23 protein-coding genes are annotated in these 22,557 nt (G+C 68.2%); 8 read left to right on the top strand and 15 right to left on the bottom strand.

All coding sequences use genetic code 11. The features are described from left to right. Positions 1-23 precede the first annotated feature (23 nt). The 4 genes from LGR54_RS07180 to LGR54_RS07195 all read right to left on the bottom strand — a co-directional run bounded on the left by LGR54_RS07180 (position 24) and on the right by LGR54_RS07195 (position 6,369). Positions 24-800, bottom strand: coding sequence for an SDR family NAD(P)-dependent oxidoreductase (locus LGR54_RS07180; protein ID WP_230361260.1), 777 nt, complete (start codon positions 798-800; stop codon positions 24-26). A gap of 186 nt (positions 801-986) precedes the next feature. Beyond that, positions 987-4,169, bottom strand: coding sequence for an efflux RND transporter permease subunit (locus LGR54_RS07185; protein WP_230361261.1), 3,183 nt, complete (start codon positions 4,167-4,169; stop codon positions 987-989). Positions 4,170-4,224: 55 nt separating this feature from the next. Continuing rightward, entirely contained in the window at positions 4,225-5,400 is a 1,176-nt protein-coding gene (locus tag LGR54_RS07190; RefSeq protein WP_370638163.1) for an efflux RND transporter periplasmic adaptor subunit, read from the bottom strand. A gap of 147 nt (positions 5,401-5,547) precedes the next feature. Next, the gene (locus LGR54_RS07195) at positions 5,548-6,369 is read right to left on the bottom strand and encodes an alpha/beta hydrolase (RefSeq protein WP_230361263.1); all 822 of its coding nucleotides are present in this window, start codon (positions 6,367-6,369) and stop codon (positions 5,548-5,550) included. 171 nt (positions 6,370-6,540) lie between these two features. Here LGR54_RS07195 and LGR54_RS07200 point away from each other — a divergent pair, with 171 nt between their 5' ends. Both LGR54_RS07200 and LGR54_RS07205 read left to right on the top strand, forming a co-directional pair. Next, complete coding sequence (locus LGR54_RS07200; protein ID WP_230361264.1) at positions 6,541-7,464, top strand: LysR family transcriptional regulator; 924 nt, start codon at positions 6,541-6,543, stop codon at positions 7,462-7,464. Between the two features lie 111 nt (positions 7,465-7,575). Further along, on the top strand, positions 7,576-8,496 hold the full coding sequence (locus LGR54_RS07205; RefSeq protein WP_230361265.1) for a LysR family transcriptional regulator: 921 nt from the start codon (positions 7,576-7,578) through the stop codon (positions 8,494-8,496). Here LGR54_RS07205 and LGR54_RS07210 read toward each other — a convergent pair. From LGR54_RS07210 to LGR54_RS07220, 3 genes are read right to left on the bottom strand one after another with little or no spacing between them, the layout of a single operon-like run. Continuing rightward, the gene (locus LGR54_RS07210; RefSeq protein WP_230361266.1) at positions 8,487-8,633 is read right to left on the bottom strand and encodes a hypothetical protein; all 147 of its coding nucleotides are present in this window, start codon (positions 8,631-8,633) and stop codon (positions 8,487-8,489) included. The genes LGR54_RS07205 and LGR54_RS07210 overlap by 10 nt on opposite strands. Then, positions 8,633-9,535, bottom strand: coding sequence for a dihydrodipicolinate synthase family protein (locus tag LGR54_RS07215; RefSeq protein WP_230361267.1), 903 nt, complete (start codon positions 9,533-9,535; stop codon positions 8,633-8,635). The genes LGR54_RS07210 and LGR54_RS07215 overlap by 1 nt, the downstream gene beginning before the upstream one ends. 14 nt (positions 9,536-9,549) lie before the next feature. Then, the gene (locus tag LGR54_RS07220) at positions 9,550-9,780 is read right to left on the bottom strand and encodes a hypothetical protein (protein WP_230361268.1); all 231 of its coding nucleotides are present in this window, start codon (positions 9,778-9,780) and stop codon (positions 9,550-9,552) included. A 200-nt stretch (positions 9,781-9,980) separates the two neighbouring features. Here LGR54_RS07220 and rocF point away from each other — a divergent pair, with 200 nt between their 5' ends. Continuing rightward, positions 9,981-10,910 (top strand): arginase, encoded by a 930-nt coding sequence (gene rocF, locus LGR54_RS07225; protein WP_230361269.1) that lies wholly within the window; start codon positions 9,981-9,983, stop codon positions 10,908-10,910. A gap of 39 nt (positions 10,911-10,949) precedes the next feature. Here the strand turns inward: rocF and LGR54_RS07230 are convergent, their stop codons facing one another. The 5 genes from LGR54_RS07230 to LGR54_RS07250 all read right to left on the bottom strand — a co-directional run bounded on the left by LGR54_RS07230 (position 10,950) and on the right by LGR54_RS07250 (position 17,202). After that, entirely contained in the window at positions 10,950-11,969 is a 1,020-nt protein-coding gene (locus LGR54_RS07230; protein WP_230361270.1) for a polysaccharide deacetylase, read from the bottom strand. Positions 11,970-12,118: 149 nt separating this feature from the next. Further along, on the bottom strand, positions 12,119-13,231 hold the full coding sequence (locus tag LGR54_RS07235; RefSeq protein WP_230361271.1) for a hypothetical protein: 1,113 nt from the start codon (positions 13,229-13,231) through the stop codon (positions 12,119-12,121). Positions 13,232-13,295: 64 nt separating this feature from the next. Further along, positions 13,296-13,916, bottom strand: coding sequence for an Isoquinoline 1-oxidoreductase subunit (locus LGR54_RS07240; protein WP_230361272.1), 621 nt, complete (start codon positions 13,914-13,916; stop codon positions 13,296-13,298). Between the two features lie 11 nt (positions 13,917-13,927). Next, positions 13,928-14,440, bottom strand: a complete 513-nt coding sequence (locus LGR54_RS07245) for a 2Fe-2S iron-sulfur cluster-binding protein (protein ID WP_230361273.1) — start codon at positions 14,438-14,440, stop codon at positions 13,928-13,930. Further along, positions 14,437-17,202: a xanthine dehydrogenase family protein molybdopterin-binding subunit gene (locus tag LGR54_RS07250; RefSeq protein ID WP_230361274.1), complete on the bottom strand. Its 2,766-nt coding sequence runs from the start codon at positions 17,200-17,202 to the stop codon at positions 14,437-14,439. The genes LGR54_RS07245 and LGR54_RS07250 overlap by 4 nt, the downstream gene beginning before the upstream one ends. Before the next feature lie 385 nt (positions 17,203-17,587). Here LGR54_RS07250 and LGR54_RS07255 point away from each other — a divergent pair, with 385 nt between their 5' ends. After that, entirely contained in the window at positions 17,588-17,890 is a 303-nt protein-coding gene (locus LGR54_RS07255; RefSeq protein ID WP_230361275.1) for a hypothetical protein, read from the top strand. Between the two features lie 10 nt (positions 17,891-17,900). On the opposite strand, the gene LGR54_RS25705 is transcribed toward LGR54_RS07255, so the two are convergent. After that, positions 17,901-18,029, bottom strand: coding sequence for a hypothetical protein (locus LGR54_RS25705; protein ID WP_255607336.1), 129 nt, complete (start codon positions 18,027-18,029; stop codon positions 17,901-17,903). Positions 18,030-18,177: 148 nt separating this feature from the next. Continuing rightward, positions 18,178-18,549 (bottom strand): response regulator, encoded by a 372-nt coding sequence (locus tag LGR54_RS07260; RefSeq protein ID WP_230361276.1) that lies wholly within the window; start codon positions 18,547-18,549, stop codon positions 18,178-18,180. A gap of 137 nt (positions 18,550-18,686) precedes the next feature. On the opposite strand from LGR54_RS07260, the gene LGR54_RS07265 reads away from it, so the two are divergent. Beyond that, the gene (locus LGR54_RS07265) at positions 18,687-18,986 is read left to right on the top strand and encodes a DUF3572 domain-containing protein (RefSeq protein WP_230361277.1); all 300 of its coding nucleotides are present in this window, start codon (positions 18,687-18,689) and stop codon (positions 18,984-18,986) included. Between the two features lie 24 nt (positions 18,987-19,010). Then, positions 19,011-20,366 carry a DNA polymerase IV gene (locus tag LGR54_RS07270; protein WP_230361278.1) on the top strand — a complete coding sequence of 452 codons (1,356 nt, stop codon included), beginning with the start codon at positions 19,011-19,013 and terminating at the stop codon, positions 20,364-20,366. Here LGR54_RS07270 and LGR54_RS07275 read toward each other — a convergent pair. Continuing rightward, on the bottom strand, positions 20,323-21,147 hold the full coding sequence (locus LGR54_RS07275; RefSeq protein WP_230361279.1) for a cell envelope integrity EipB family protein: 825 nt from the start codon (positions 21,145-21,147) through the stop codon (positions 20,323-20,325). The genes LGR54_RS07270 and LGR54_RS07275 overlap by 44 nt on opposite strands. A 144-nt stretch (positions 21,148-21,291) precedes the next feature. Between LGR54_RS07275 and LGR54_RS07280 the strand changes: the two genes are divergently transcribed. Together LGR54_RS07280 and LGR54_RS07285 are read left to right on the top strand one after the other, a co-directional pair. Then, on the top strand, positions 21,292-21,753 hold the full coding sequence (locus LGR54_RS07280; protein ID WP_230361280.1) for a RidA family protein: 462 nt from the start codon (positions 21,292-21,294) through the stop codon (positions 21,751-21,753). Positions 21,754-21,760: 7 nt separating this feature from the next. Beyond that, positions 21,761-22,522, top strand: a complete 762-nt coding sequence (locus tag LGR54_RS07285) for a glycerophosphodiester phosphodiesterase family protein (RefSeq protein ID WP_230361281.1) — start codon at positions 21,761-21,763, stop codon at positions 22,520-22,522. The last annotated feature ends 35 nt before the right edge of the window (positions 22,523-22,557 follow it).

A 22,557-nucleotide genomic window follows, 5' to 3' on the forward strand; every position in this document is an offset into this window, starting at 1 on the left:
GCGGGCGTCCCGTTTTCCCGTGGTCAGACGATGAAGTCGACCAGCCCGCCATCGACGCGCAGCGCCGCCCCCGTGGTGGCAGAGGCCAGCGGCGAGGCGATGTAGACCGCCATGTTCGCCACCTCCTCCACGCTGGCCGGCCGCCCGATGAGCGAGCCCGGCCGGTGCGCCTTGACGAAATCGGCGCCCGCCTGCTCCAGCGTCTTGCCGGCCGCCACCTCATCCTTGAGCATCGCCGCGACGCCTTCCGACAGCGTCGGCCCGGGCAGGATGGAATTGACCGTCACGCCGGTGCCCGCCATGCGCTTCGCCAGCCCGCGCGCCACCGCGATGTCGGCGGTCTTGCTGACGCCGTAATGGATCATCTCGACGGGGATGTTGAAGCCGGATTCCGAGGAGAGGAACAAGACGCGCCCCCAACCCTTCTGCGCCATCCCCGGCAGATAGGCGCGCGCCACGCGCACCGACGCCATCACGTTCACCTGCCAGTGACGCTCCCACACCTCGTCGTCGGCCTCGAAGAAATCGAGCGGCTGGAAGATGCCGAGATTATTGACCACGATGTCGAAGGCCGGCTCGGCCGCGACCAGTGCCTTCGCGCCTTCCGCCGTCGCGAGGTCGATCGCCTGGCCACGCGCGCTTCCGCCCAGCCGCGCCACGGCGGCGTCGACCTTGGCCTGCGTGCGCCCATTGATCACCACCGTGGCGCCCACGTCGTGCAGGCCCTTGGCGATGGCGAACCCGATGCCTTCCGTGGAGCCGGTGACGAGGGCAGTCTTGCCCGAAAGATCGATCTTCATGATCCATTCCCTGTTTGCGCGGAGGTGAGAAAGTCCGGCCCGTCGGCTCGCCCGCTCACCGGAGGACGTCCTGACCATAGTCCTGCATCCGGCCGGTGGATTGCCACCTCGCAGCCTCGTGACCCGACAAAAAAAGCCCGCCGGGTCCTGGGACCGGGCGGGCCTTAAGTTGCGGTCGAACTCGGCCTACTCCGCGGGATGCGGCAAGGCGACGATGGCGTGCCCGTGCTGGCGCAGCGGCCGGTTGCCGGTGAGCCGCCGCAGCAGCACGTAGAACACCGGCGTCAGGAACAGGCCGAAGAAGGTGACGCCGATCATGCCGGCGAACACCGCCACGCCCATGGCGTGCCGCATCTCGGCGCCGGCGCCGGTGGAGAGCACCAGCGGCAGCACGCCCATGATGAAGGCGAAGGAGGTCATCAGGATCGGCCGCAGACGCAGTCGGGCCGATTCCACCGCCGCCTCCACCGGATTGCTGCCGGTGAATTCCAACTCGCGGGCGAACTCGACGATCAGGATCGCGTTCTTCGCCGACAGGCCGACCAGCACCACCAGGCCGATCTGGGTGAAGATGTTGTTGTCCCCTCCCCCCATCCACACGCCGAACAGTGCCGCCAGCAGCCCCATCGGCACGATCAGGATGATCGCGATCGGCAGGGTCAGGCTTTCATACTGCGCCGCCAGCACCAGGAAGACGAGCAACAGGGCGAGCGGGAACACCAGGAAGGACGAATTGCCGGCCAGGATCTCCTGATAGGTCAGATCCGTCCATTCGTAGTCGAAGCCGGGCGGCAGCACCTCGGCGGCGATCCGCTTGGCCGCGTCCTGCGCCTGGCCGGAAGAATAGCCCGGCGCCGGCGAGGCGTTGAAGTCGGCGGTGAGGAAGCCGTTATAGCGCATGGCGCGTTCCGGCCCCGCCGTCATCTCCACCTTGAGCAGCGCCGAGAGCGGGATCATCTCGCCCGAATCCGAGCGCACTTTCAGCTTGCCGATGTCCTCGGGCTTGGCGCGGTAGGGCGCGTCCGCCTGCACCCGCACCGAGTAGGTGCGGCCGAACTTGTTGAAGTCGTTGACATAGAGCGAGCCGAGATAGACCTGCAGCGTCTCGAACACCGACTGGATGGGCACGCCGAGCTGGCGGGCCTTGGTGCGGTCGACATTGGCGAAGAGCTGCGGCACGTTCACCTGGAAGGTGCTGAACTGGCCGACCAGTTCCGGCGCCTGCATCGCCTTGGCCATGAAGGCGTTGGAGACGCGAGCCAGTTCCTCGAAGCCGCGGCCGGCACGGTCCTCGATCTGCATCTTGAAGCCACCCACCACGCCGAGGCCCTGCACCGGCGGCGGCGGGAACATGGCGATGAACGCATCCTGGATCGCGGCGTATTTCCGGTTCAGCGACATGGCGATGGCGCCGGCGCTGAGCGAGGGATCCTTGCGCTCCTCGAAGGGCTTCAGCACCGAGAACACGATGCCGGCGCTCGACGAGTTGGAGAAGCCGGCGATCGACAGGCCGGGGAAGGCCACCGCATTCGCCACACCTGGCTCAGCCAGGGTGATCTCCGTCATGCGACGAATGACCTCCTCGGTGCGGTCGAGCGTGGCGCCGTCGGGCAGCTGGGCGAAACCGACCAGATACTGCTTGTCCTGCGCCGGCACGAAGCCGCCCGGCACCGCCTGGAACAGCCACCAGGTGGCACCCAGCATGACGGCGTAGAAGATCATCACCACGCTCTTCACGGTGAGCACGCCGCGCACGCCGCGGCCATAGCCGGACGAGCCGCGGGTGAACACGTAGTTGAAGCCGCGGAAGAACCAGCCGAACAGTGCGTTGATGACGCGCTGTAGGCGGTCCGGCTCGGCATGGTGCCCCTTCAGCAGCATGGCGGCCAGCGCCGGCGACAGGGTGAGCGAGTTGATCGCCGAGATCACCGTCGAGATGGCGATGGTGAGCGCGAACTGCCGGTAGAACTGGCCGCTGAGGCCGGTGATGAAGGCGAGCGGCACGAACACCGCCACCAGCACCAGTGCGATGGCGATGATCGGACCGGACACCTCGCTCATCGCCCGGTAGGCGGCGTCGCGTGGGGAAAGCCCGTCCTCGATGTTGCGCTCGACGTTCTCCACCACCACGATGGCGTCGTCGACGACGATGCCGATGGCCAGCACCAGGCCGAACATGCTCAGCGCGTTGATCGAGAAGCCGAAGACATACATCACCGCGAAGGTGCCGACGATGGAGACCGGCACGGCGAGCAGCGGGATGATCGAGGCACGCCAGGTCTGCAGGAACACCACGACGACGATGACCACCAGCAGCACCGCCTCGAACAGCGTGTGCACGACGGCCTCGATGGAGGCGTCGACGAAGCGGGTGGTGTCGTAGACGATCTCGTAGCCGACGCCGTCCGGCATGGTCAGCTTGACCTCGTCCATCGTCTTGCGGACGTTCTCGGCGATCTCCAACGCGTTGGAACCCGGCGCCTGGAACACGCCGATGCCCACCGCCTGCTTGTTGTCGAGCAGGGCACGCAGCGCATAGTCGGAGGCGCCGAGTTCCATACGGGCGACGTCGCGCAGGCGCACCACCTGTCCGTCGGCGCCGGTCTTCACGACGATGTCGCCGAACTCCTCCTCGGTCTCGAGGCGGCCCTGGGCATTGACGGTGAGCTGAAGCTCCACCCCCTGCGACGCTGGCGAGGCGCCCACCGTGCCGGCAGCCGCCTGCACGTTCTGGGCGCGGATCTCGTTGACGACGTCGCCGGCGGAGAGCCCGTGCTCGGCGATCTTCTGCGGATCCAGCCAGACGCGCATCGAATAGTCGCCGGCGCCGAAGATATCGACCTGGCCGACGCCGGAGATGCGCGCCAGCCTGTCCTTCACGTTCAGCACCGCATAGTTGCGCAGATAAGTGGTGTCGTAGCGGTCATTGGGCGAGACGAGATGCACCACCATGATGAAGTTAGGGGAGCTCTTCGCCGTGGTCACGCCGAGGCTACGCACCTCTTCAGGCAGACGCGGCTCGGCCTGGCTGACGCGGTTCTGCACCAGTTGCGTCGCCTTGTCCGGGTCGGTGCCGAGCTTGAAGGTGACGGTGAGCGTCATCGCGCCGTCGGTCGTGGCCTGCGAGGACATGTAGAGCATGTCCTCGACGCCGTTGATCTGCTCCTCGATGGGCGTGGCCACCGTGGCAGCGATGACCTTCGGGCTGGCGCCGGGATAGGTGGCGCGCACGATCACCTGCGGCGGCACGACCTCGGGATATTCCGAGATCGGCATCACCCGCAGCGCCAGAAGGCCGGCCACGAAGATCAAGACGGAGATAACACCGGCGAAGATCGGCCGGTCGATGAAGAATTTGGACAGATTCATAGCGTCCTCCCCCCAAAGGAGGCGAAAAACGGATCAGGTGCGAACGCGGACGACGTTACTGCGCGGCGACCGTGGCAGGGTCCGTCACCTTGGCGGCGGAGGCGGTTTCCATGGGCACGACTTCCGGCGCCAGCAGCGCGCCGGGGCGCACCCGCTGCAGGCCGTTGACGACGACGCGCTCGCCGTCCTTCAGGCCGCTCGCGACCACGCGCAGCCCCCCGGTCGGCGGGCCGAGCTTCACCTCGCGATAGGCGGCCTTGCTGTCGGAATCGACGACGAAGACGAACTTCTTGTCCTGGTCGGTGCCGACGGCGCGCTCGTTGATCACCAGCGCCGGCTCGGTCTTGGCCCGGCCCATCCGCACGCGGGCGAACTGTCCGGGCACCAGCCGACCCTGCGGATTGTCGAACACCGCGCGCAGACGGAACGTGCCGGTCGCGGCATCCACCTGGTTGTCGACCAGCTGGAGATGGCCACGCATCGGCTCGCCGCCGGTGGTCGCGGTGACGATCTCGACCGGGATACGGTCGATCTCGCCGAGCACGTCGCCATCGCCGATGGTGGCCAGTGCCTGGCTCACCACGCCCTCGTCGGCGTCGAAGCTGACATAGATGGGATCGACCGAGACCAGCGTCGTCAGCACCGGCGAGGTCGGGCCGGCGGCGACGAGATTGCCGACGGTGACGTTGAGCCGGCCGACGCGGCCGTCCACCGGCGCGCGCACCTCGGTGTAGTCGAGATCGAGCTTGGCGGTCTGCACCGCCGCCTCGGCCGCTTTCAGATTGGCCTCAGCCTCGCGGAAGCTGTTGGTGCGCTGGTCGAGGTCGCGCACCGACACCACCTTGTTGTCGACCAGTTGCTTGCCGCGGTCGAGTTCGCTGCGGGTGAACTCGACCTGAGCCGCCGAGGCCTGGCGCAGCGCCTCGGCACGGTCGAGCGCCGCCTGGAACGGATCGGGATCGATGGTGACGAGCAGGTCACCCTGCTTGACCAGCGCGCCCTCGCGGAAATGCACCGTCTTCACCGCGCCGGCAACGCGAGGCCGCACCTCGACACGCTCGACCGCCTGCAGGCGGCCGGAGAACTCGTCCCACTGCATGGTGTCGCGCGTCTTGAGCACGGCCACCGACACCGGCGTCGCCGGCGGCTGCTGCGCCTGCCCGGCCGGCGGATCGGTGGCCAGCGCCTCGGTGATCGGCCAAGCGAGCCAGACCGCGGCGGCGGTCGCCATGCCGGCGAGCCCGAAGGCGAACCCAGCCTCGCGCCAGCGGCGGCGGTGCGGGGTCTCTCCGGCACGCGCCAGTTCGGCGCGGACGATTTCCGGTACGGCGGAATGACTACGAGCGTGTTCGGTGCTCATGCGGCAATCTCCCGGCCCTCAGGCCTGAACGGATTCGGCGGCGGCGATGGAGTGCCCCGCCAGAAAGGAAGCGAACAAGGGCCGCAGCTCCTGCGCCCAACGGGGCAGGCTGTCGGCATCGGCAGAGTCTTGCGGCCAGTCCGAGGTATCGGCGATGACATGGCTCTCGACCGGCACGCCGCAGCCCTGCAGGCGGCGCACATAGTCGAGGCTCTCGTCGCGCATCGGGCAGTCGTCCGAGGTGATGATCAGTGCCGGCGCGACGCCGCCGAGACGGCGCGAACCGAGCGGCGCGGCATAGGGGTGGGCTCCCTTGTCGGCCGAGCCGAGATAGGAATGCCAGCCATCCGCCCATTTGCAGCCGGCGGCGCCGGCCTCGGCGGCATGGATGGAGCCGGAGGCGAGGCTCGGATCCAGCATCGGCGAAATCAGGATCTGGCCGGCGACCGGCGGCTGGTGCTGGTCGCGCGCCATCAGAGTGAGGGCGGTGGCGATGTTGGCGCCCGCCTCCTCGCCGGCGACGAACAGTTTGGCCCCCCGCCCCGCCCAGCGAGCCCGCTGGCGATGCAGCAGGCCGAGCGCGGCGAAACTGACATTCAGCGCGGCGGGAAACGGATGCCGCGGCGCCAGCGGATAGTCGGCCGACACCACGACGGCGCCCGCCTCCGCCATCGCCCGGCAGATCAGCGCACTGCAATCGAGATCGCCGCAGGTGAAGGTGCCGCCATGCAGATGCAGGACGAGCGGCGCCGGCCGCGCCAGCACACCGGAACGGTAGACGCGGATCGGCAACACCGTCCCGTCGAGATCCAACCTGTCCTCGGTCCACAAAGCCGACATGCGATTACCCTGGAAAAATGGAGGCCGCACAGGCCACCCGATTTCATCCCTGTTGCGGTGCAGCGAGATGTAGACCCTCGCTCATGGTGAAAAAATATCGGATTCGGGATTTCATTATTCACACAGAGAAACAATATCGGGTTTCATTCGTCACAGGCGGGGACAAGGGGCATGGATCAGATCGCGGCAATGCGGGCCTTCGTCCGCGTGGTCGAGGCCGGAAACTTCACCCGTGCCTCCGACCTGCTCGACATGCCCAAGCCGACGGTGACCAAGCTGATCCAGCAGTTGGAGGCGCATCTGCGCACCAAGCTGCTGAACCGCACCACGCGGCGGGTCGGCGTCACCCCCGACGGCGCGGCCTATTACGAGCGCGCCGTCACGCTGCTGTCCGATCTGGAGGAACTCGACGGTTCGATGACGCGTTCGCAGGCCAGCCCCGCCGGGCGGCTGCGCGTCGACATCAGCACATCGCTGGCGCTGCATGTGCTGATCCCGGCGCTGCCGGACTTCCACGCCCGCTATCCCGACATCCAGCTCGATCTCGGCGTGTCGGACCGCCCGGCCGATCTGGTGGCGGAGAATATCGATTGCGCCATACGCGGCGGCGATGTGCTCGATCCCGGCCTGATCGCACGCCGGGTCGGCGAGATCGAGCTCGTGATGTGCGCCACCCCCGGCTACATCCAGCGCCACGGCATGCCCCAGCATCCGAGCGATCTGGAGAACGGCCACCAGACCATCGCCTATTTCAGCCCGCGCACCGGCCGTCGCCTGCCTTTCGACGTCACGCGCGGCAAGGAGGCCTACGACCTCGACCCGCCCTATGTGCTGGCGGTGAACGATTCCACCGCCTATCTCGCCGCCTGCCTGACCGGGCTCGGCATCGCGCAGTCAATCTATTCGCTGATCGAACCCTATCTGGAGGATGGCCGGCTGGTGCGCGTGCTGCCGGAATGGCGCTCGGCGCCGATCATCCTGCACGTCGTCTATTCGCCCAACCGCCATCTCAGCAGCCGGCTGCGCGTCTTCGTCGACTGGGTGGCGGAACTGCTCGCCACCTCGAACACGCTGCGGCGGCGGCCGGCGCCCTAGATCCCGCGAGGCTCCCGCGCACGACGCCGGAAGGCGCGCGAGGACTTGTCCCGGCCGGCCAGCCGAGGCTTGATGAACCTGATTCAATAATGATCGGATCAGGATTCACGCATGGCCGCCTTCTCGCGCTCCGATCTCGCCGATCTCAGCACCTTCGCCGCCATCGTCCGCCACCGCAGTTTCACCGGGGCGGCGATCGAGATGGGGCTGACGACCTCGGCGCTCAGTCATGCCATCCGCCGGCTGGAGGCGCGGCTAGACTCACGGCTGCTCAATCGCACCAGCCGCTCGGTGGCGCCGACGGCGCTTGGCCTCACCCTCGCCGAGCGGCTGGGCGAAGGCTTCGACACTATCGCCGCCGCGCTGGACGAGGCCGCGGGCGAACGCGCCGCCGCCCTCGGCGAGATCCGCCTCAACGTGCCCAGCGACGCCGCGAACCTGCTGCTGCACCCGGCCCTGCCGGACTTCGTCACCCGGTTTCCGCAGACACGGCTGACCATCGCCGTGGAGGACCGGCCGGTCGACATCGTCGCCGAAGGCTTCGATGCCGGCATCCGCTACGCCGACACCGTGCCGGAGGACATGGTGGCCATGGCGCTCACGCCGCCGCTGCGCTGGGTGACGGTGGCCTCCCCGGCCTATCTGGCACGCGCCGGCCGCCCGACAGAACCGGCGCAGCTCACCGATCACAGCTGCCTGCGGCTGATGCTCGGCAACAATGCGGTCTATCGCTGGGAGCTCGGCGACGGCGCGCGCCTCGTCCGCCTCGATCTGCCGGGCACCCTCACCTTCAACGACACCGCGACGACCATCGACGCCGCCGTGCGCGGCCTTGGCATCGGCTATGTGCTGGAAGAACGGGTGCGCCCGCATCTCGCCGACGGCCGGCTCGAAATGGTGCTGCCGGACTGGGCCTCCACCGGCGCGGGCTTCGCCATCTACTATCCGAGCCGGCGGCAGAACCATGCGGCGCTGCGCCAGCTCGTCGAGATCATCCGCGCCGCCTGGGAGCGGCGCGCGGTTCACGGATGAACCAGCCGGCTCAACGCCATGGCGATGACGAACACCAGGCTGAGAACGACCGCCATGTGAGTGATGAACTCGTGGCCATGGCGCCAGCGGCCGTCCGGCCGGCGGCAGGAACGTCGCATCCGAAGATCGGTTTTCATCACATGAACTCGCTGTGCAGGCATTCATGCGCCCTCGCCAGCCCGGCCAGGGCGGCGCGAATGGCGGCCGCGCAATCCGCATCCGGCTCGGTCAGCGGCAGGCGGGGCTGGTGGCCGAAAAGCGGGTTCACCAGCGACACCGCATATTTCAGCCCCGCCGGCTCGGGGGCGAGATCAAGCGCCTGCTGCAGCCGGATCAGCGCCGCCGCCAGCCGCGCCTCCTCCTCGACCCGGCCGGACAGCCGCTTCGCCCACAGCGAGGCGCATAGCCGAGGGTCGATATTTGCCAGCGGCGCCAGGCACGCACGCGGCGGCCGAAGGCCCGGCGCGAAGGCCGCCTGCCCGCTCGGCGCGATCCGCCACAGCCGCTCGGCGCAGACCTGCGCCAGGGCCGCGCTGCGGCTCGGGCTGTCGTCCTCGTCGAGCAGCGCGAACAGGCCGGGCAACTCGACCAGCCGGCGCAGCGTCGCCGGCGCGAGGCTTAAATTGGTACGCTGGGGCACATTGTGCAGCGCCAGCGGCAGCGGGCAGGCCTTCGCCACCGCCTCGACATGGCGGAACAGCCCCTCCTGCGAGGGCTTGTTGTAATAGGGTGTCACCAGCAGCGCCGCCGCGGCGCCGGCATCGGCCGCCGCCTGCGTCGCCTGGATCGTCGTCGCGGTGCAGTGGGTGCCGGTCGCGGCGATCACCGGCACCCGGCGATTGGCGACCGCCACCGCGATATGGACCAGCCGCACCAGTTCGGCCGGCGCAAGGGTCGGCCCCTCGCCCACAATGCCGCCGACGACGAGACCTCCGACGCCGCCGGCCAGCATCCGCTCGATATGGTCGGCATAGCTGTCCGCATCGACGGCCGCGCCGAGGAACGGGGTGACCAGCGGGACCAGGGTTCCGCGCAACATCTCTCCCTCCCGGTTCAGAACGGCGGCGACAGCGGACGGCGCGCGAGGCGCACGGCGCTGCGCCGTCCGCCGCATTCGGTCATCGCGTAGTGCAGCGCGGCCTCCTGGCTGCGGAAGAAGCCACCCGCACGCCCCTGCAATTCGAGGGCGACCCAGCGGCCGAAGCTGTCCTTGCCGACGGCAAAGCGCAGCTTGTTGGCGATGGGGGCGATGCGGGCCGTCACGGCATTCCTGAGACGTTTCATGATGCTTCGCGAGTTACCCGGCGCGGGATCGTGCGCCGCAACGGAAAGCTAGGAGCGACGGCATCAGGATGCGATTGCGAACGACGGGGTGTCGCATAAGGTGGACATAAAGAGCCCGCCCGACGTCAGGCCGGTGGCACGTGACGGCGGGCTTGGATAGGCTGCGGTCCTCCACCCATCCGCCGACGAGGGAGGCCGCAATGACGACATGCATCCTGCTGGGGGCTCCGGTGCAGGAGGGCACGGGGCGGCTCGGCTGCGACATGGGCCCCAGCGCCTTCCGGGCGGCCGGCCTCGCCGCCGCGCTCAGCGATCTCGGACATGTCGTCCTCGACCGCGGCAACCTGTTCCCGTCGCTGGAAGCGCGGCCCGATGTGCGCCACGGCAATGCCGCCATCAAGTCGCTGCCGGAAATCGTCGCCTGGACCGAGTTGCTCGCCACCGCGACTTATGAGGCGAGCGCCGAGGGCATGCCTATCACCCTCGGCGGCGATCACAGCCTCGCGGCCGGCACGCTGTCCGGCCTCAGCCGGCGGGCCGCCGAGCTCGGGCGGCCGCTGTTCGTGCTGTGGCTCGACGCCCATCCCGACCTGCACACGCTCGACAGCACGGAGAGCGGCAATCTCCACGGCGTGCCCCTAGCCTATGCCACCGGCCAGCCGGGCTTCGAGGGCATCTTCCCGCCGCTCGCCGCCCCGCTCGATCCCGCACGCATCTGCATGATGGGGATACGCAGTGTCGATCCCGCCGAGCGGGCGCGGCTCGCCGCCGGCAAGGTGACGGTGCACGACATGCGCGCCATCGACGAGCACGGCATCTCGGCGCTGCTGCGCGGCTTCATCGAGAAGGTCGAGGCGGCGCAGGGCCTGCTGCATGTCAGCCTCGACGTCGACTTCCTCGATCCCGACATCGCGCCCGGCGTCGGCACCACCGTACCGGGCGGGGCGACCTTCCGCGAGGCGCATCTCGTCATGGAGATGCTGTGCGACAGCGGCCTCGTCACCAGCCTCGACCTCGTCGAGCTGAACCCGTTCCTCGACGAGCGCGGCCGCACCGCCCGCCTGATGGTCGATCTGGTGGCCAGCCTGATGGGCCGGCGCGTGCTCGACCGGCCGACGCGCAGCCATTAGCGCCGGAGAGGCGCCGATTTCAGGAAGCTGGCGGCCCGCTCAGCGCGCCGCCGCCTCGAAGATCGCCTGCGTGTCGGTCAGCCACACCGGATCGAGCGACTTCGCCACGTCGAGCACCCGCCGCATGGCGGCGGCGCCCGAGGGCGTGCCGACCACGAAGGGATGGATGCCGATCGCCACCACCGTCGCCTCACGCGACGGATCGGCCGCCGCCTCGCGGGCGAGTTCGCCGATATAGTCGGTCCACAGCCGCTCGAGGTCGCCCGGCTCCATGCCGCGCAGCAGATAGTGCCCCATGTCGACCGTGACCGCCGGATAGGGGATCTGCAGCAGCGGGCCGGACGGCGTCTTCAGCTGGGTGAGATTGTCGGAATCCATCGCGTCGAGCGTGTAGCGTATGCCCTCGGCGGTGGTGGCGGCGAAGGTCTCGCCATCGGGATAGACGCTCGGGCTGGACCAGCCGACGGGACGCTCGCCGGTATCGTGCTCGATCATGTCCAGCGTGCGGCGGATATAGGCCCGCTGCGCCGCCGGCCCTTCGGAAAGCGGCAGCATCTGCGTCGAGTTGTTGAGGCCGTGACCGAGGATCGGCGCGTTGGGCTGGACGGCGCGCAACGCCTTCCACACCTCGGGATGCGCGGCGGGGAACAGCGCGTTCAGCGCGAAGCTGAGCGGCACACCCTCATCCTTGAACAGCCGACCGACCCGCGTGAGGCCAAAGTCGATGGCATATTGCCGGAACGCCTCGTTCACCACGTCGGGGCGACGCTCGGTCATGTCCGGGCGCAGCACCGGGCCACGGCCGACGCCCCAGTCCTCGACATAGAGCACGAAGGCCACCGCGACCTTCTTACCATTGGGCCACGCCGTCACCGGCACCGCCTCGCGCGGCAGGCCGGTGATGACGTCCTGCGTGGTCTGCGCCATGCTTGAGGCCGCCGGCCACCCGGCCGCCGCCAGCAGCCCAAGCAGCAGCGTCCGGCCGGCGGCCGCACGCCATCCTCCCCGTCCGCCGCGGCGCGGCCGGATCGAGCCGGTGGTGAGATGAAACCTGTCCATGTTCGCCCTGCTTTGCTTCGCCGTGCTGTCGATCCCGCGCAGCCACGGCGGTCAAGCCGCCGCAGCGATGTGCTCGCCCTGCCCTCGTCCACCCGTCGCGACGCGGCGACGGGCAGAGCGACTGCGACAGCCCGGCTGGGCTGACTTGGCTACGGCAGGTCGGCCAGCGAGGCCGCACCGGGGCCGGGGGTGATCAGCGTCGGCCATTGGTGCGAGCCGAACGGCACCTTGGGCGGCAGGTTGGCCGGCAACCCCATCGCCTTGGTCTGCGCGACGATGGAATCGCGGGCGTCGCCCCCCATCAGCTCGTAGTCCATCAAATAGCGGCTGCCGAAGAAGGTCTCGCCCACCGTGCGGTCGGCGATGATGCGGGTCAGCGAGTCCAGCATGTCGCTCGGCGTGGTGGTGAAGGACACCGTCTCGATCAGGATCAGCCGGGAATTGATGTCTTCCGGCGTGAAGAACTGCGCCAGCACGCTGTAGAGCACGTTGTTCTGCCGGGCGACATAGATGGTGTTGGAGGCGGCATAGACCTTGTCCCAGTCGGGACCGAGGTCCTTCTTCCAGCCGGCCAGCACGCCCATCCAGTGCTTCACCTGCGTGTCGGCCGCCCACTGGATGTTGAGCTTCAGCCGGTTCTTCTGCTTCGCGGCGAAGGCCTGCACATCGGCGAAGCTCACTGTCTCGCCGGCCGCCACCTTGTCGATGAAGGCGATGTTCTCGGAGATCAGCTCACGGTTGTTGGCGCGCCATTCCTCCGGCATCGAGGTCTTGTCGAGGCTGTCGAGCGCCGCCTTGAGCCGCACGCGATAGGCCTGCACCTGGGGTTGCCAGGAGTCGTCGTCCTTCTTGCCGATATGCGGCCCGACGACGACGCCGAGCGCCATCACGCTGTGGCCGACCGATTTCAGCAACTGGTACACTTCCGGCACCGGCGGGCCTTCCAGCGGCGGCTGGCCGGGACGGTAGAGGATGAAGCGGCCGCCGGCGCCGGAGAACAGGCCGAGGATCACCGGATGCTGGGCGAGAATGCTCGCCTGCACCAGCTTGGAGGCGTCGGAATACAGGTCGAACATGCCGGTATTGAGCGCCAGCACGTTGTTCTTGGCGACCGTGGCGGCGTCCGGCACCTTGGCGCCGACGATGACGTCCATATAGGCCGGGAGGTCGGATTGCGCCTGCGCATGGGCCGGCGCGCAGGCGAGGCCGGCCAGCGCGGCGCCCGCCAGCAGCGCCCGGCGAAGAGTGACGAAACGGTTCACGGCATTCTCCCCTCGCGACCTCCGCCGGCCGCTATTTTGTTGATGGATTGCGGCGCCTGGCCGGTCAGGGGCAGTAGGCCCCCGATTCCACCCAGGCCTCGACCAGCGCGCCGGCCTGTTCCTGCGTGCCCGGCAGGGGCGTCCGGCCCGGCCCCGGATGCCACGCCCAGCCGACCAGCGTGTCCTTGCCGATATGCTCGATCAGGTCGGTCAGCTTGCGGTTGCCGTTGCGCTTCGGGTCCTTGATCTGCTCGCAGATCTGCGAAACCGTCTTGCCTTCCCAGGCCATTTCAGCCGGCGCCAGATGCCAGGCCTCGTGGCCCGGCATGCGGGCGGGATCGAAATTGGCTTTGCCGTGGCAGGAATTGCAGCGCATCGTCTCCAGCCCGAAGCCGTCGACGCCGCGGAACACCGGCGGCTGGTGCGGGCGCGCTTCGTCGCCTTGCCGCGGCCGGTCGGTGACCGGATGGCAATTGGTGCAGCGCGGATTGGTGACCACCTTGCCGAGCTCGGTGAAATAGGCCGCCGAGCGGGCCTTGGGATCGGCGATGCTGGCGAAATCGGCCGGAGCCGCCAGCGTCCCCGCGCCGGTGGCCGACTGGCCGGGATCGCTGAAACCCGTCGCCACCGCGCTCGCCAGCACGGCGGCCGTCATCAGGGCGGGAAGGCGCCATTCGCGGATCATGTGCCCCCCGCTCAGGTGAGATAGCGGCCGGCATCGGCCAGGACGACCGCGCGCACCGCCTCGTGATATTTTACATAGCCGGAGCAGCGGCAGAGATGCCCGTCCAGCGCTTCGGTGATGGTGCGCTCCAGATCCGCGCGCGGGATCGGATCGCGCGCCAGCCGCTCCAGCAGCACCTGCCCTTCATTGAGGAAGCCGGGGGTACAGTAGCCGCACTGGAAGGCGAAATGCTCGATGAAGCTCACCTGCAGCGGGGTGAGCCCGCCGCCGGTGGCATGGCCTTCCACCGTGCGGATGCTCAGGCCGTCGAAGTCCACCGCCGGGGCGATGCAGGTCGGGCGGGTGGCGCTGATGCCACCGTCGTCGACGATGACCGCGCAGCTGAGGCATTGCGCGGCGCCGCAGCCGAACTTGGTGCCGGTCATGCCCAGCACTTCGCGCAGGAAGTCGTTCATCGAGAGGTCGTCGCGCACCTCGATGGGGCCGACGGCCCGGCCGTTGATGGTGAGGCTGAGCGCGGTCACGCAAGAACTCCCTTGATCATCTGCGGCGTGACCGGCAGCGACTGGAAACGATGTCCGGTGGCGTCAAAGATGGCGTTGAGGAGCGCCGGCACCACCGGGATCATCACCACCTCGGCCATGCCCTTGGGCGGCTCGCGTGGCGACAAAGGCGGCAGAATCTCCACCTCGAGGTCGTGCAGCGGCAGGTCGGAAGCGCGGGCGACGACGTAGCGCCCGAGATTCCACTGGCCGTTGCCGGGACCATCCTCGTAAAGCGGCAGGTTTTCCAGCAGCGCATAGCCGACGCCCATGGCGAAGCCGCCCTGCGACTGGCCGCGCACGATCTCCGGCACCAGCGCCTCGCCGCATTCGACCACACTATAGGCCTTGGCGATGGTGAGCCTGCCGGTGGCGCGCTCGATCTCGATCCGCAACGTCGTGCCGCACATGGAGGAGAACGAGGTGCCGATGCGGTTGTAATCGGCGGGCGGGAACGCCACCGCCTTGCGGTCGAGCCGCGTGAACTCGCCGGAGCCTTGCCGGAGCGCCAGCGCGTCGATGTCGGCGGTCCACGACTCGCCGGCGACATCGAACGTGGCCTGCGCCCAGGCCCAGCGCGAGAAGGCGTGCGTCATCGCGCCGGTGACGCCGCCCATGGCGTGCGCCTTGGCGGCGATGGCCTTGAGCGGCAGCGGATTGAGGCCGGAGATCACCAGCGTCTCGCCCTGCCAATACGCCTCGCCGTGCTGCTTCGCGCGGGGATCGCCCGGCGCGATGCCCCAGATCGCCAGCGCCGCCGGCCACAGTCCGAAGCGGAACAGGATCCGTGCCGCTTCGGCCGCCGCCTGGGTGCCGACATGGGCGCCGATGGAGGCGCTGGTCGCCGAAGAAATCTCTGGCACCCAGCGCGGATCGGCCGCCGCCTTGTCCTGTTCTTCCTGGGTGATCGAATAGGGATCGCCGGATTTGAACAGTTCGAGCTCGTCGAACACATCGACCTGCGCCACCGTCACCTCGTCGGCAATGCCGCCGATATGGCCGGCGACGCGGTTGGCGAGTGCGGTGCCGATGCCGTTACCCATCTCCACCGAGTCAGAGTGGATGGTGATGCGCCCTTCGGCGTCGATGCTCACCGAGCCCAGCGAACAGTCGGCGCCGGTGCCATAGTCCTTCGCGGCGACGGCGACACCGGTGCCGACGAGCACGCCGGGCTTCGCCCTGGTCTTCTCGGCCGCACGATCGCGCCAGATGGCGTGGGCGTCGAGCTTGTCGAGGATCTCCGGCGCCCGCACCGACACCGAATAAGGGTTGCCGGTCATGGTGCGGCCGCCGACCTTCAGCGCGTTGCGCCGGCGGAACTCGATGGGGTCGAGCGGCAGGGAGGTGGCGGCCTCGTCGACCAGCACCTCCAGCGCCGTCATGGTCTGCAGCGTGCCGTAGCCGCGCATCGAACCGGCGGTGACGCCGCGCGAATGCAGGGCGACCGTCGTCACGTCGACCTTGGGCACGTCGTACATGCCGATGGCGGCGGTGGCGCCGACCACCGCGACGCTGGGCGAGTAGTTGGCGAGACCGCCGCCGTCGAGTTCGTGATCGGCCGCGAAGGCGGTGATCAGGCCGGTGGCACGGTCGACGCCGATCCGCGAGCGCATCTTGAAAGCGTGACGCTTGATGCCGCCCTGGAACTGCTGGAAGCGGTCATGCGCGAGCCGCACCGGCTTGCCGGGGAAATACAGCGCCGCCAGCGTCATATAGAGCGGGAACGGCGTGTGGTCGCGCCCGCCGAAGCCGCCGCCGACATAGCAGAACTGCGCATCGATCTTCGCCGGGCGAAAATCGGGCTGCGCCTCGCCGACCAGATGCGCGAGAGCCTCCGCCGCCTCGAAGGGCGACTGGACGCCGAGCACGATCTCCAGCTTCTTGGCATCCGGCTCGTACCAGGCGAGGCCGGCTTCCGGCTCCAGGAACATCGGGTCGATGGACTGGGTCTCGAACTGGCGGTCGAGCACCAGCGTGCTGGCCGCCGGCTTGGCAAGTTCGTCGCGGATCTGCGTGCCGAAATTGGCGCCCTTCACATACTCGCCACCCTCGGCGACCGGCAGCGGCTCCCAGATCGGACGGCCGGAGCCTTCGAAGAAGCCGGGGCGGATCCACCCCTCCTGAATGGGCGAATAGAGGTCCGGCCCGTTCGGGTCCGGTCCGGCGACGCGGGTGAAGCGGAAGGCGACGTAGTTCGGCCCGACAATCGGGCCGGTCTCGGCGCCGAACTTCAGATGCGGATTGTCGCGCAGGAACACCCGGGCGCGGTCATAGGCATCGAAGCGGTCGAACAGCAGCAGCGCCACCGGCTGGCCGAGATAGAGCGGCGTCTTGCCGAGCGGGCAGAACAGGTCGCCCGTATAGAAGGCCGGCACCCGCAGGCCGATCTTGGCGATATCCTCGGCGGTAACGATGACCGCCGGCCGGGCCGACGCGTCCAGTCCGTCGAGCGCGAGCCCCTCATAGACATGGCTGGCATCGGGCGTGCGCAGCAGCAGCGCGTGATGCGTCTCGGCGGGCCAGCCCGGCAGATCGGCGGCGCGGAAGTCCGAGGCGTAAAGCTTGGCGCCCGTTACCTTGGCGACGCCGTCGACGCGCCCTGCCGCGGGGTGGACAACACCCCTGCCCGGCAATGTCTCGCGGTCAAGGAAACTGGGGGTCTGTGCGCTGGCCATGCGCGAAAGGCTGAGCGAGATGCCGCCGGCCGCGCTCCACTGCAAGAATTCGCGCCGCGAGGGACGCATGCTGTGCTCCTACCCGATCGAAACGCGCAACATCACTTCGGCAGAAGCACTTCCGTGCAATATTTCACGGAGAACACTTGAGGCCGGGGGGATATATTTCTTTTAGGGAGTCACTATTAACTTAGTAAGCTAGCCTGACGCAGGTGTCGACGAGCCTACCCGACGAAAGCGAGCTGTTTGTGCTTGAAGCGACGGTACATAGGCGCGAACCGACTGACAAGGTCAGTTTGGATATGTTTCAATTTTACCTTTTTTTCCGCCGGGAACAATAGGCAAGGCGTCTCAATCAAGGGCTTCGACGCTTGATCGTGCGTCTCCATTGGCGAGAAGCGCACCCGGCAGGAATGCCTACATCCTGGCGGAACGATCCACCGCGGGCATCCCGGTGAAGGAGCGGCTGAATTACTGGCGCCATGCCGTGTTGCACCGCGTCGAGCCGCTCATCCTTGCCAATGGCGCGCGCTTCTCCGGCCGGATGGTGCATATCGCCGGGGTCGGGTGCGACTTCGTGGACCACACCTCCGACGCCATCCACACGCGCCGCAACACCCAGCGCCTGAGGCGGGACGATCACGACGAGCTCATCATCAGCCTCGTCGGCCGGCCGCTCGACGCATCTCAGCCATATGGGCCAGCACAGCCTGCGCGGCGACGATCTGTGCATCGCCGATTTCAGCCGGCCGATTGAGCATGTGCGCTCACGCCATCAAGACATCACGCTGATCTTCAAGCGCGAGCAGCTGGCGGAACTGCTCGAGGGCGACGTCTCCCTGCTCGCCGGCCGGCTGCCGCCGCGCGAGGGCATCGCCAACCTGCTGCGCTCGCATATGCGCCTCGTGGCCTATGAGACCGAACGGCTAAGCCTCGCAGAGCGGGTCGTCGCGCTGGATGCCGCCGCCCACATGGCGCCGCTGGCCTTGCAGGCGACGCTTGGCCGCACCACCGATACCGAAGCTAGAGCGCTGCGCGGGAACCCTAGTCGAGCGGCACGAAATGCCGCACCGTCTCCAGGAACTTCGCCACCGAGATCGGCTTGGAGAGATAGGCCTCGCAGCCGCCCTGGCGGATCCGCTCCTCGTCGCCCTTCATGGCGAAGGCGGTCACCGCCACCACGGGAATCGCTTTCAGTTCCGGATCCGCCTTCAGCCAGGCAGTGACCTGCAGGCCGGATACCTCCGGCAGCTGGATGTCCATCAGGATCAGGTCAGGCTTGTGCCGGCGGGTAAGTTCCATCGCTTCCACGCCATGGCGGGTGGCGAGTGTTGCATAGCCGTGCGCTTCCAGCAGATCGCGAAAGAGCTTCATGTTGAGCTCATTGTCTTCCACGATCAAAACGGTCTTGGGCATGGGACGCTCGATATGCGATTCTCGGTGGCCCGACCTTGGGCAGTTCGACGATGCGCCTGCGAGATGTCGAGAAGCTCTCGGCCGAAAGAAGATTCGACCGTTGCGAACCTAGCCTGCCATTCCTTACGGAACCACAAATGCGAAGCTTCAAATCCAAGCCACTTTCCACCCGGCAGGCCGCTCAGGAAGTCGCCCTCGGCGTCCTCGGCTTCATGGCCGGCGATCCCGAGCGGATCGGCGCTTTCCTCGCCGAGAGCGGCCTCTCCCCGGCCGATCTGCGCGGCGTCGCCGGCTCTCCGGCCTTTCACGTGGCGCTGCTCGATCACCTCATCAACCGGCAGGATCTCCTGCTCGACTATGCGGCGCAGGCGAAGATCGATCCCGGCCATGTGGCGGCCGCGCGCGAAATCCTCGCCCATGTCGGCAGCGAGGACTGACGCGGGGCAAAAGGGTTCAGCACCATGGCCGCCTTCTGCCGCGACTGCCTGAACGATATGGCGGCGGGCGCGCGCTGTGCCCGCTGCGGCAGCCCGCGCGTCATCCGCCACGACGAGCTCGATACGCTGCACATCGGCCATATCGATTGCGACGCCTTCTATGCCGCGGTCGAGAAGCGCGACGATCCGGCGCTGCGCGATGTTCCCGTGATCATCGGCGGCGGCAAGCGCGGCGTGGTCTCCACCGCCTGCTACCTCGCCCGGGTGCAGGGCGTGCGCTCGGCCATGCCGATGTTCAAGGCGCTGGCACTGTGTCCCGAGGCGGTGGTGGTAAAGCCGAACATGGCGAAATACGTGGCGGTGGGACGCGAGGTGCGCGAGCGCATGCGTCGCCTCACCCCGCTGGTCGAGCCGCTGTCGATCGACGAGGCCTTCCTCGACCTCGCCGGCACCGAGCGGCTGCATGGCGAGAGCCCGGCACGCAGCCTTGCCCGGCTGGCGCGCGACGTCGAAGCCGAGATCGGCATCACGCTCTCCATCGGCCTCGCGCCGAACAAGTTCCTCGCCAAGATCGCCTCCGACCTCGACAAGCCGCGCGGCTTCGCGGTGATCGGCAAGGAGGAAGCGGCGGCGTTCCTCGCGCCGCGCCCGGTCGGTACGATCTGGGGAGTCGGGCGGGTGACGCAGGAACGGCTGGCCAAGGAGGGCTTCCGCACCATCGCCGACCTCCAGGCGGCTGGCGAATCCACCCTCGCCCGCCGGCTGGGCAATGAAGGCCTCCGCCTCGCGCGCCTCGCCTTCGGCCGCGACGAGCGCAAGGTGAACCCGGAGCACGAGACCAAGAGCGTCTCCACCGAAACCACCTTCGACACCGACATCGCCGAGTTCCGCGAGCTGGAACAGGCGCTCTACGCGCTGTGCCGCAAGCTCTCCGACCGGCTGAAGGCCGGCGGCCATGCCGGCCGCACCATCACGCTGAAGCTGAAGACCGCCGATTTCCGCCTGATCACCCGCGCCCGCTCGCTGGAAGACCCGACCCGCCTCGCCAACCGGCTGTTCGACCACGGGCGCGACCTGCTGCGCGTCGAGGCGAACGGACGCCGCTTCCGGCTGATCGGCATCGGCGTCTCCGACCTCGCCGATCCCACCACCGCCGACCCCGACGATCTCGTCGATACGCGCGGCACCAAGGCCGGCAAGGTGGAGATCGCCGCCGACCGGCTGCGCGAGCGCTTCGGTCGCGGTATCATCGAGCGCGGCATCCTTATCGATGCCGGGCGGCCGGGGCGGCGCGAGGAAAAGCCGCCCGCCTCGGACGGTACGACTTCCAGCAGCTCTACTTCGAGCAGCTTTCCTGCGGCAGCGCCTCGTAGGAAGTGAGCGTGCCGCGCAGGGCGAAGTCGCCGTAATCCAGCTTCAGCGCCCGGCTGACGCCGTTGTCATAGAGGTCGAAGCTGATCGTGTAGTCCGGCGCCGTCTCCTGCGAGCCGCGCTCGTAATAGCTGATCACCACCGGATAGCGGGGACGGCCGGCGAGATCGCCGCCATTGGCCGATTGTTCCAGCCCGGCGCCGCCGGTGAGCGGTCGGCCGATGACCGACAGCGTGTCGTAGATCTTCCGCGCATCCGGCGACCCGTCATAGACCGGCGCCTCCAGCACCGAATCGCCCTGCTCGGCGGCGGCAAGCACGCGGATCATGTGCTGGGTCGGCAGCAGCACGCCCTTGGCAAGTTCGATGGTGCCGGCCTCCGGCTTGGTGGCCTTGACGATCAGCCGCCCGTCCTTGCGCTCGGCGACGCCGTCCGCTTCCTCCGGCCGGTCGTCGTTCACGGTGTTCTCCACCCGGAAGCGGTAGGAATTGCCGTCGCCGTCCTCCCAGGTCGCGGTGGTGATGGCACTGCTCATCCGGCCGCCCTCGGTCTCCAGATTGGTGCTCTGGCGCAGTTGCACCGAATAGCCGTCGCAGGCGTTGCCGCGCAGCTCGTAGACGATGGTGCCCTCGGCGGCGTTGACGTTCTTCGCCGGCTTGCCGCCGTCGAGCGACAATTCATAGGTCGCACGATGCGGCTCCAGCCGGATCGCCGCCGCGGCCGGCAAAGCCAATGCCAGGAGCGAGGCGCCGGCGAACGCGCAAATCCTGAGTGTCGCGGGCACAGTCATCAGTTCCAGCTCCTTCCGGAAGGCGCGTCTTGCGCGCGTCGGATCGATAGGCCAAACATCGCTACCCACAACGAAGGCGACAAGATGGGCAAAATTTGGAGCGCCCGCCTGGTCCGCCCGCATCCATCGTCAATGGAGACACAGATGTCCGGCACCGTCGAATCCAAGCTCGCCTCCCTCGGTATCACGGTGCCGGCCGCCACCGCGCCGGTGGCCAATTATGTGCCGACGGTGATCAGCGGCAACCAGCTCTGGATTTCCGGTCAGGTGTCCATCGCCGACGGCAAGCCGATCACCGGCAAGCTCGGCGTCGATACCGATGTCGATGCCGGCAAGGCAGCAGCGCGCCAGTGCGCGATCAACATCATCGCCCAGGTCAAGGCCGCGCTCGGCGATCTCGACCGGGTGACGCGGGTGGTGAAGCTCAACGCCTTCGTGAACTCGGCGCCGGATTTCGTCGACCAGCCCAAGGTGGTGAACGGCGCGTCCGACCTGTTCGTCGAGGCGTTCGGCGATGCCGGCAAGCATGCCCGTTCGGCGGTCGGGGTGGCGGCGTTGCCGCTGGGCGTCGCCGTCGAGATCGACGCGGTCGTCGAATTCGCCTGACCGCGTCATGAGCGCCCCCGCCTGGCTGACCGCCCGCCCCGTCGCCCACCGGGCGCTGCACGACATGGCGCGCGGCATCATCGAGAACACCGTCTCGGCGGTGGATGCGGCGCTGGTGCACGGCTTCGCCATCGAGGTGGACATCCAGCTGTCCGCCGATGGCGAGGCGGTGGTGTTCCATGATGACGATCTCGACCGCCTGACGGAAGCGAGCGGGCCGGTGCAGGCACTCACCCTGGCGCAACTGTGCCAGGTGCCGATGCGCGGCACAGCCGACCACATCTTGACGTTCGACGAACTGCTGCAGCGTGTCGGCGGCCGGGTGCCGCTGGTCATCGAGCTCAAGAGCCGCTTCGACGGCGATACCTCGGTGGCGATCCGCGCCGTCGAGAGGCTGGCGGGTTATGACGGGCCGGCGGCGCTGATGTCCTTCGATCCTGATCTGGTGGCGGCGGTGCGCACGCTCGCCCCCGCCATTCCGCGCGGCTTCACCATGGAGCGGCGCTATGACGACCCGGAATGGGATTTCGTCAGCCCGGCGGACAAGTTCGCCTGGGGCAACCTGCTGAACTTCCCACGGATGCAACCGGACTTCCTCGCCCATTACGTGAAGGACCTGCCCTCGCCGGCGGTGTCGCAGGCCAAGCGAACCACCGGGCTGCCGGTGCTGACCTGGACGGTGCGCACGCCGGAAGACCGGGCGATCGCAGCGCGGCACGCCGATCAGATCATCTTCGAAGGCTTCGTGCCCGATATCGAATCGGCGTGAGCTCCCCTTTCCGGGAACGGATCGGAGGCGCACAT

The organism is Ancylobacter sp. Lp-2 (genome assembly GCF_020523795.1).
Classification (GTDB): Bacteria; Pseudomonadota; Alphaproteobacteria; order Rhizobiales; family Xanthobacteraceae; genus Ancylobacter.

Coding starts and splice junctions, on each gene's coding strand:
- LGR54_RS07215 (WP_230361267.1), bottom strand. CDS start 9,535: ATGTTGCGCGGAACCCTGGTCCCGCTGGTCACCCCGTTCCTCGGCGCG.
- LGR54_RS07205 (WP_230361265.1), top strand. CDS start 7,576: ATGGCCGCCTTCTCGCGCTCCGATCTCGCCGATCTCAGCACCTTCGCC.
- LGR54_RS07285 (WP_230361281.1), top strand. CDS start 21,761: ATGAGCGCCCCCGCCTGGCTGACCGCCCGCCCCGTCGCCCACCGGGCG.
- LGR54_RS07210 (WP_230361266.1), bottom strand. CDS start 8,633: ATGAAAACCGATCTTCGGATGCGACGTTCCTGCCGCCGGCCGGACGGC.
- LGR54_RS07250 (WP_230361274.1), bottom strand. CDS start 17,202: ATGCGTCCCTCGCGGCGCGAATTCTTGCAGTGGAGCGCGGCCGGCGGC.
- LGR54_RS07260 (WP_230361276.1), bottom strand. CDS start 18,549: ATGCCCAAGACCGTTTTGATCGTGGAAGACAATGAGCTCAACATGAAG.
- LGR54_RS07275 (WP_230361279.1), bottom strand. CDS start 21,147: ATGACTGTGCCCGCGACACTCAGGATTTGCGCGTTCGCCGGCGCCTCG.
- LGR54_RS07265 (WP_230361277.1), top strand. CDS start 18,687: ATGCGAAGCTTCAAATCCAAGCCACTTTCCACCCGGCAGGCCGCTCAG.
- LGR54_RS07280 (WP_230361280.1), top strand. CDS start 21,292: ATGTCCGGCACCGTCGAATCCAAGCTCGCCTCCCTCGGTATCACGGTG.
- LGR54_RS07185 (WP_230361261.1), bottom strand. CDS start 4,169: ATGAATCTGTCCAAATTCTTCATCGACCGGCCGATCTTCGCCGGTGTT.
- LGR54_RS07220 (WP_230361268.1), bottom strand. CDS start 9,780: ATGAAACGTCTCAGGAATGCCGTGACGGCCCGCATCGCCCCCATCGCC.
- LGR54_RS07180 (WP_230361260.1), bottom strand. CDS start 800: ATGAAGATCGATCTTTCGGGCAAGACTGCCCTCGTCACCGGCTCCACG.
- rocF (WP_230361269.1), top strand. CDS start 9,981: ATGACGACATGCATCCTGCTGGGGGCTCCGGTGCAGGAGGGCACGGGG.
- LGR54_RS07240 (WP_230361272.1), bottom strand. CDS start 13,916: ATGATCCGCGAATGGCGCCTTCCCGCCCTGATGACGGCCGCCGTGCTG.
- LGR54_RS07200 (WP_230361264.1), top strand. CDS start 6,541: ATGGATCAGATCGCGGCAATGCGGGCCTTCGTCCGCGTGGTCGAGGCC.
- LGR54_RS07195 (WP_230361263.1), bottom strand. CDS start 6,369: ATGTCGGCTTTGTGGACCGAGGACAGGTTGGATCTCGACGGGACGGTG.
- LGR54_RS25705 (WP_255607336.1), bottom strand. CDS start 18,029: ATGCGAGCGCAGCAGGTTGGCGATGCCCTCGCGCGGCGGCAGCCGGCC.
- LGR54_RS07270 (WP_230361278.1), top strand. CDS start 19,011: ATGGCCGCCTTCTGCCGCGACTGCCTGAACGATATGGCGGCGGGCGCG.
- LGR54_RS07190 (WP_370638163.1), bottom strand. CDS start 5,400: ATGGCGACCGCCGCCGCGGTCTGGCTCGCTTGGCCGATCACCGAGGCG.
- LGR54_RS07230 (WP_230361270.1), bottom strand. CDS start 11,969: ATGGACAGGTTTCATCTCACCACCGGCTCGATCCGGCCGCGCCGCGGC.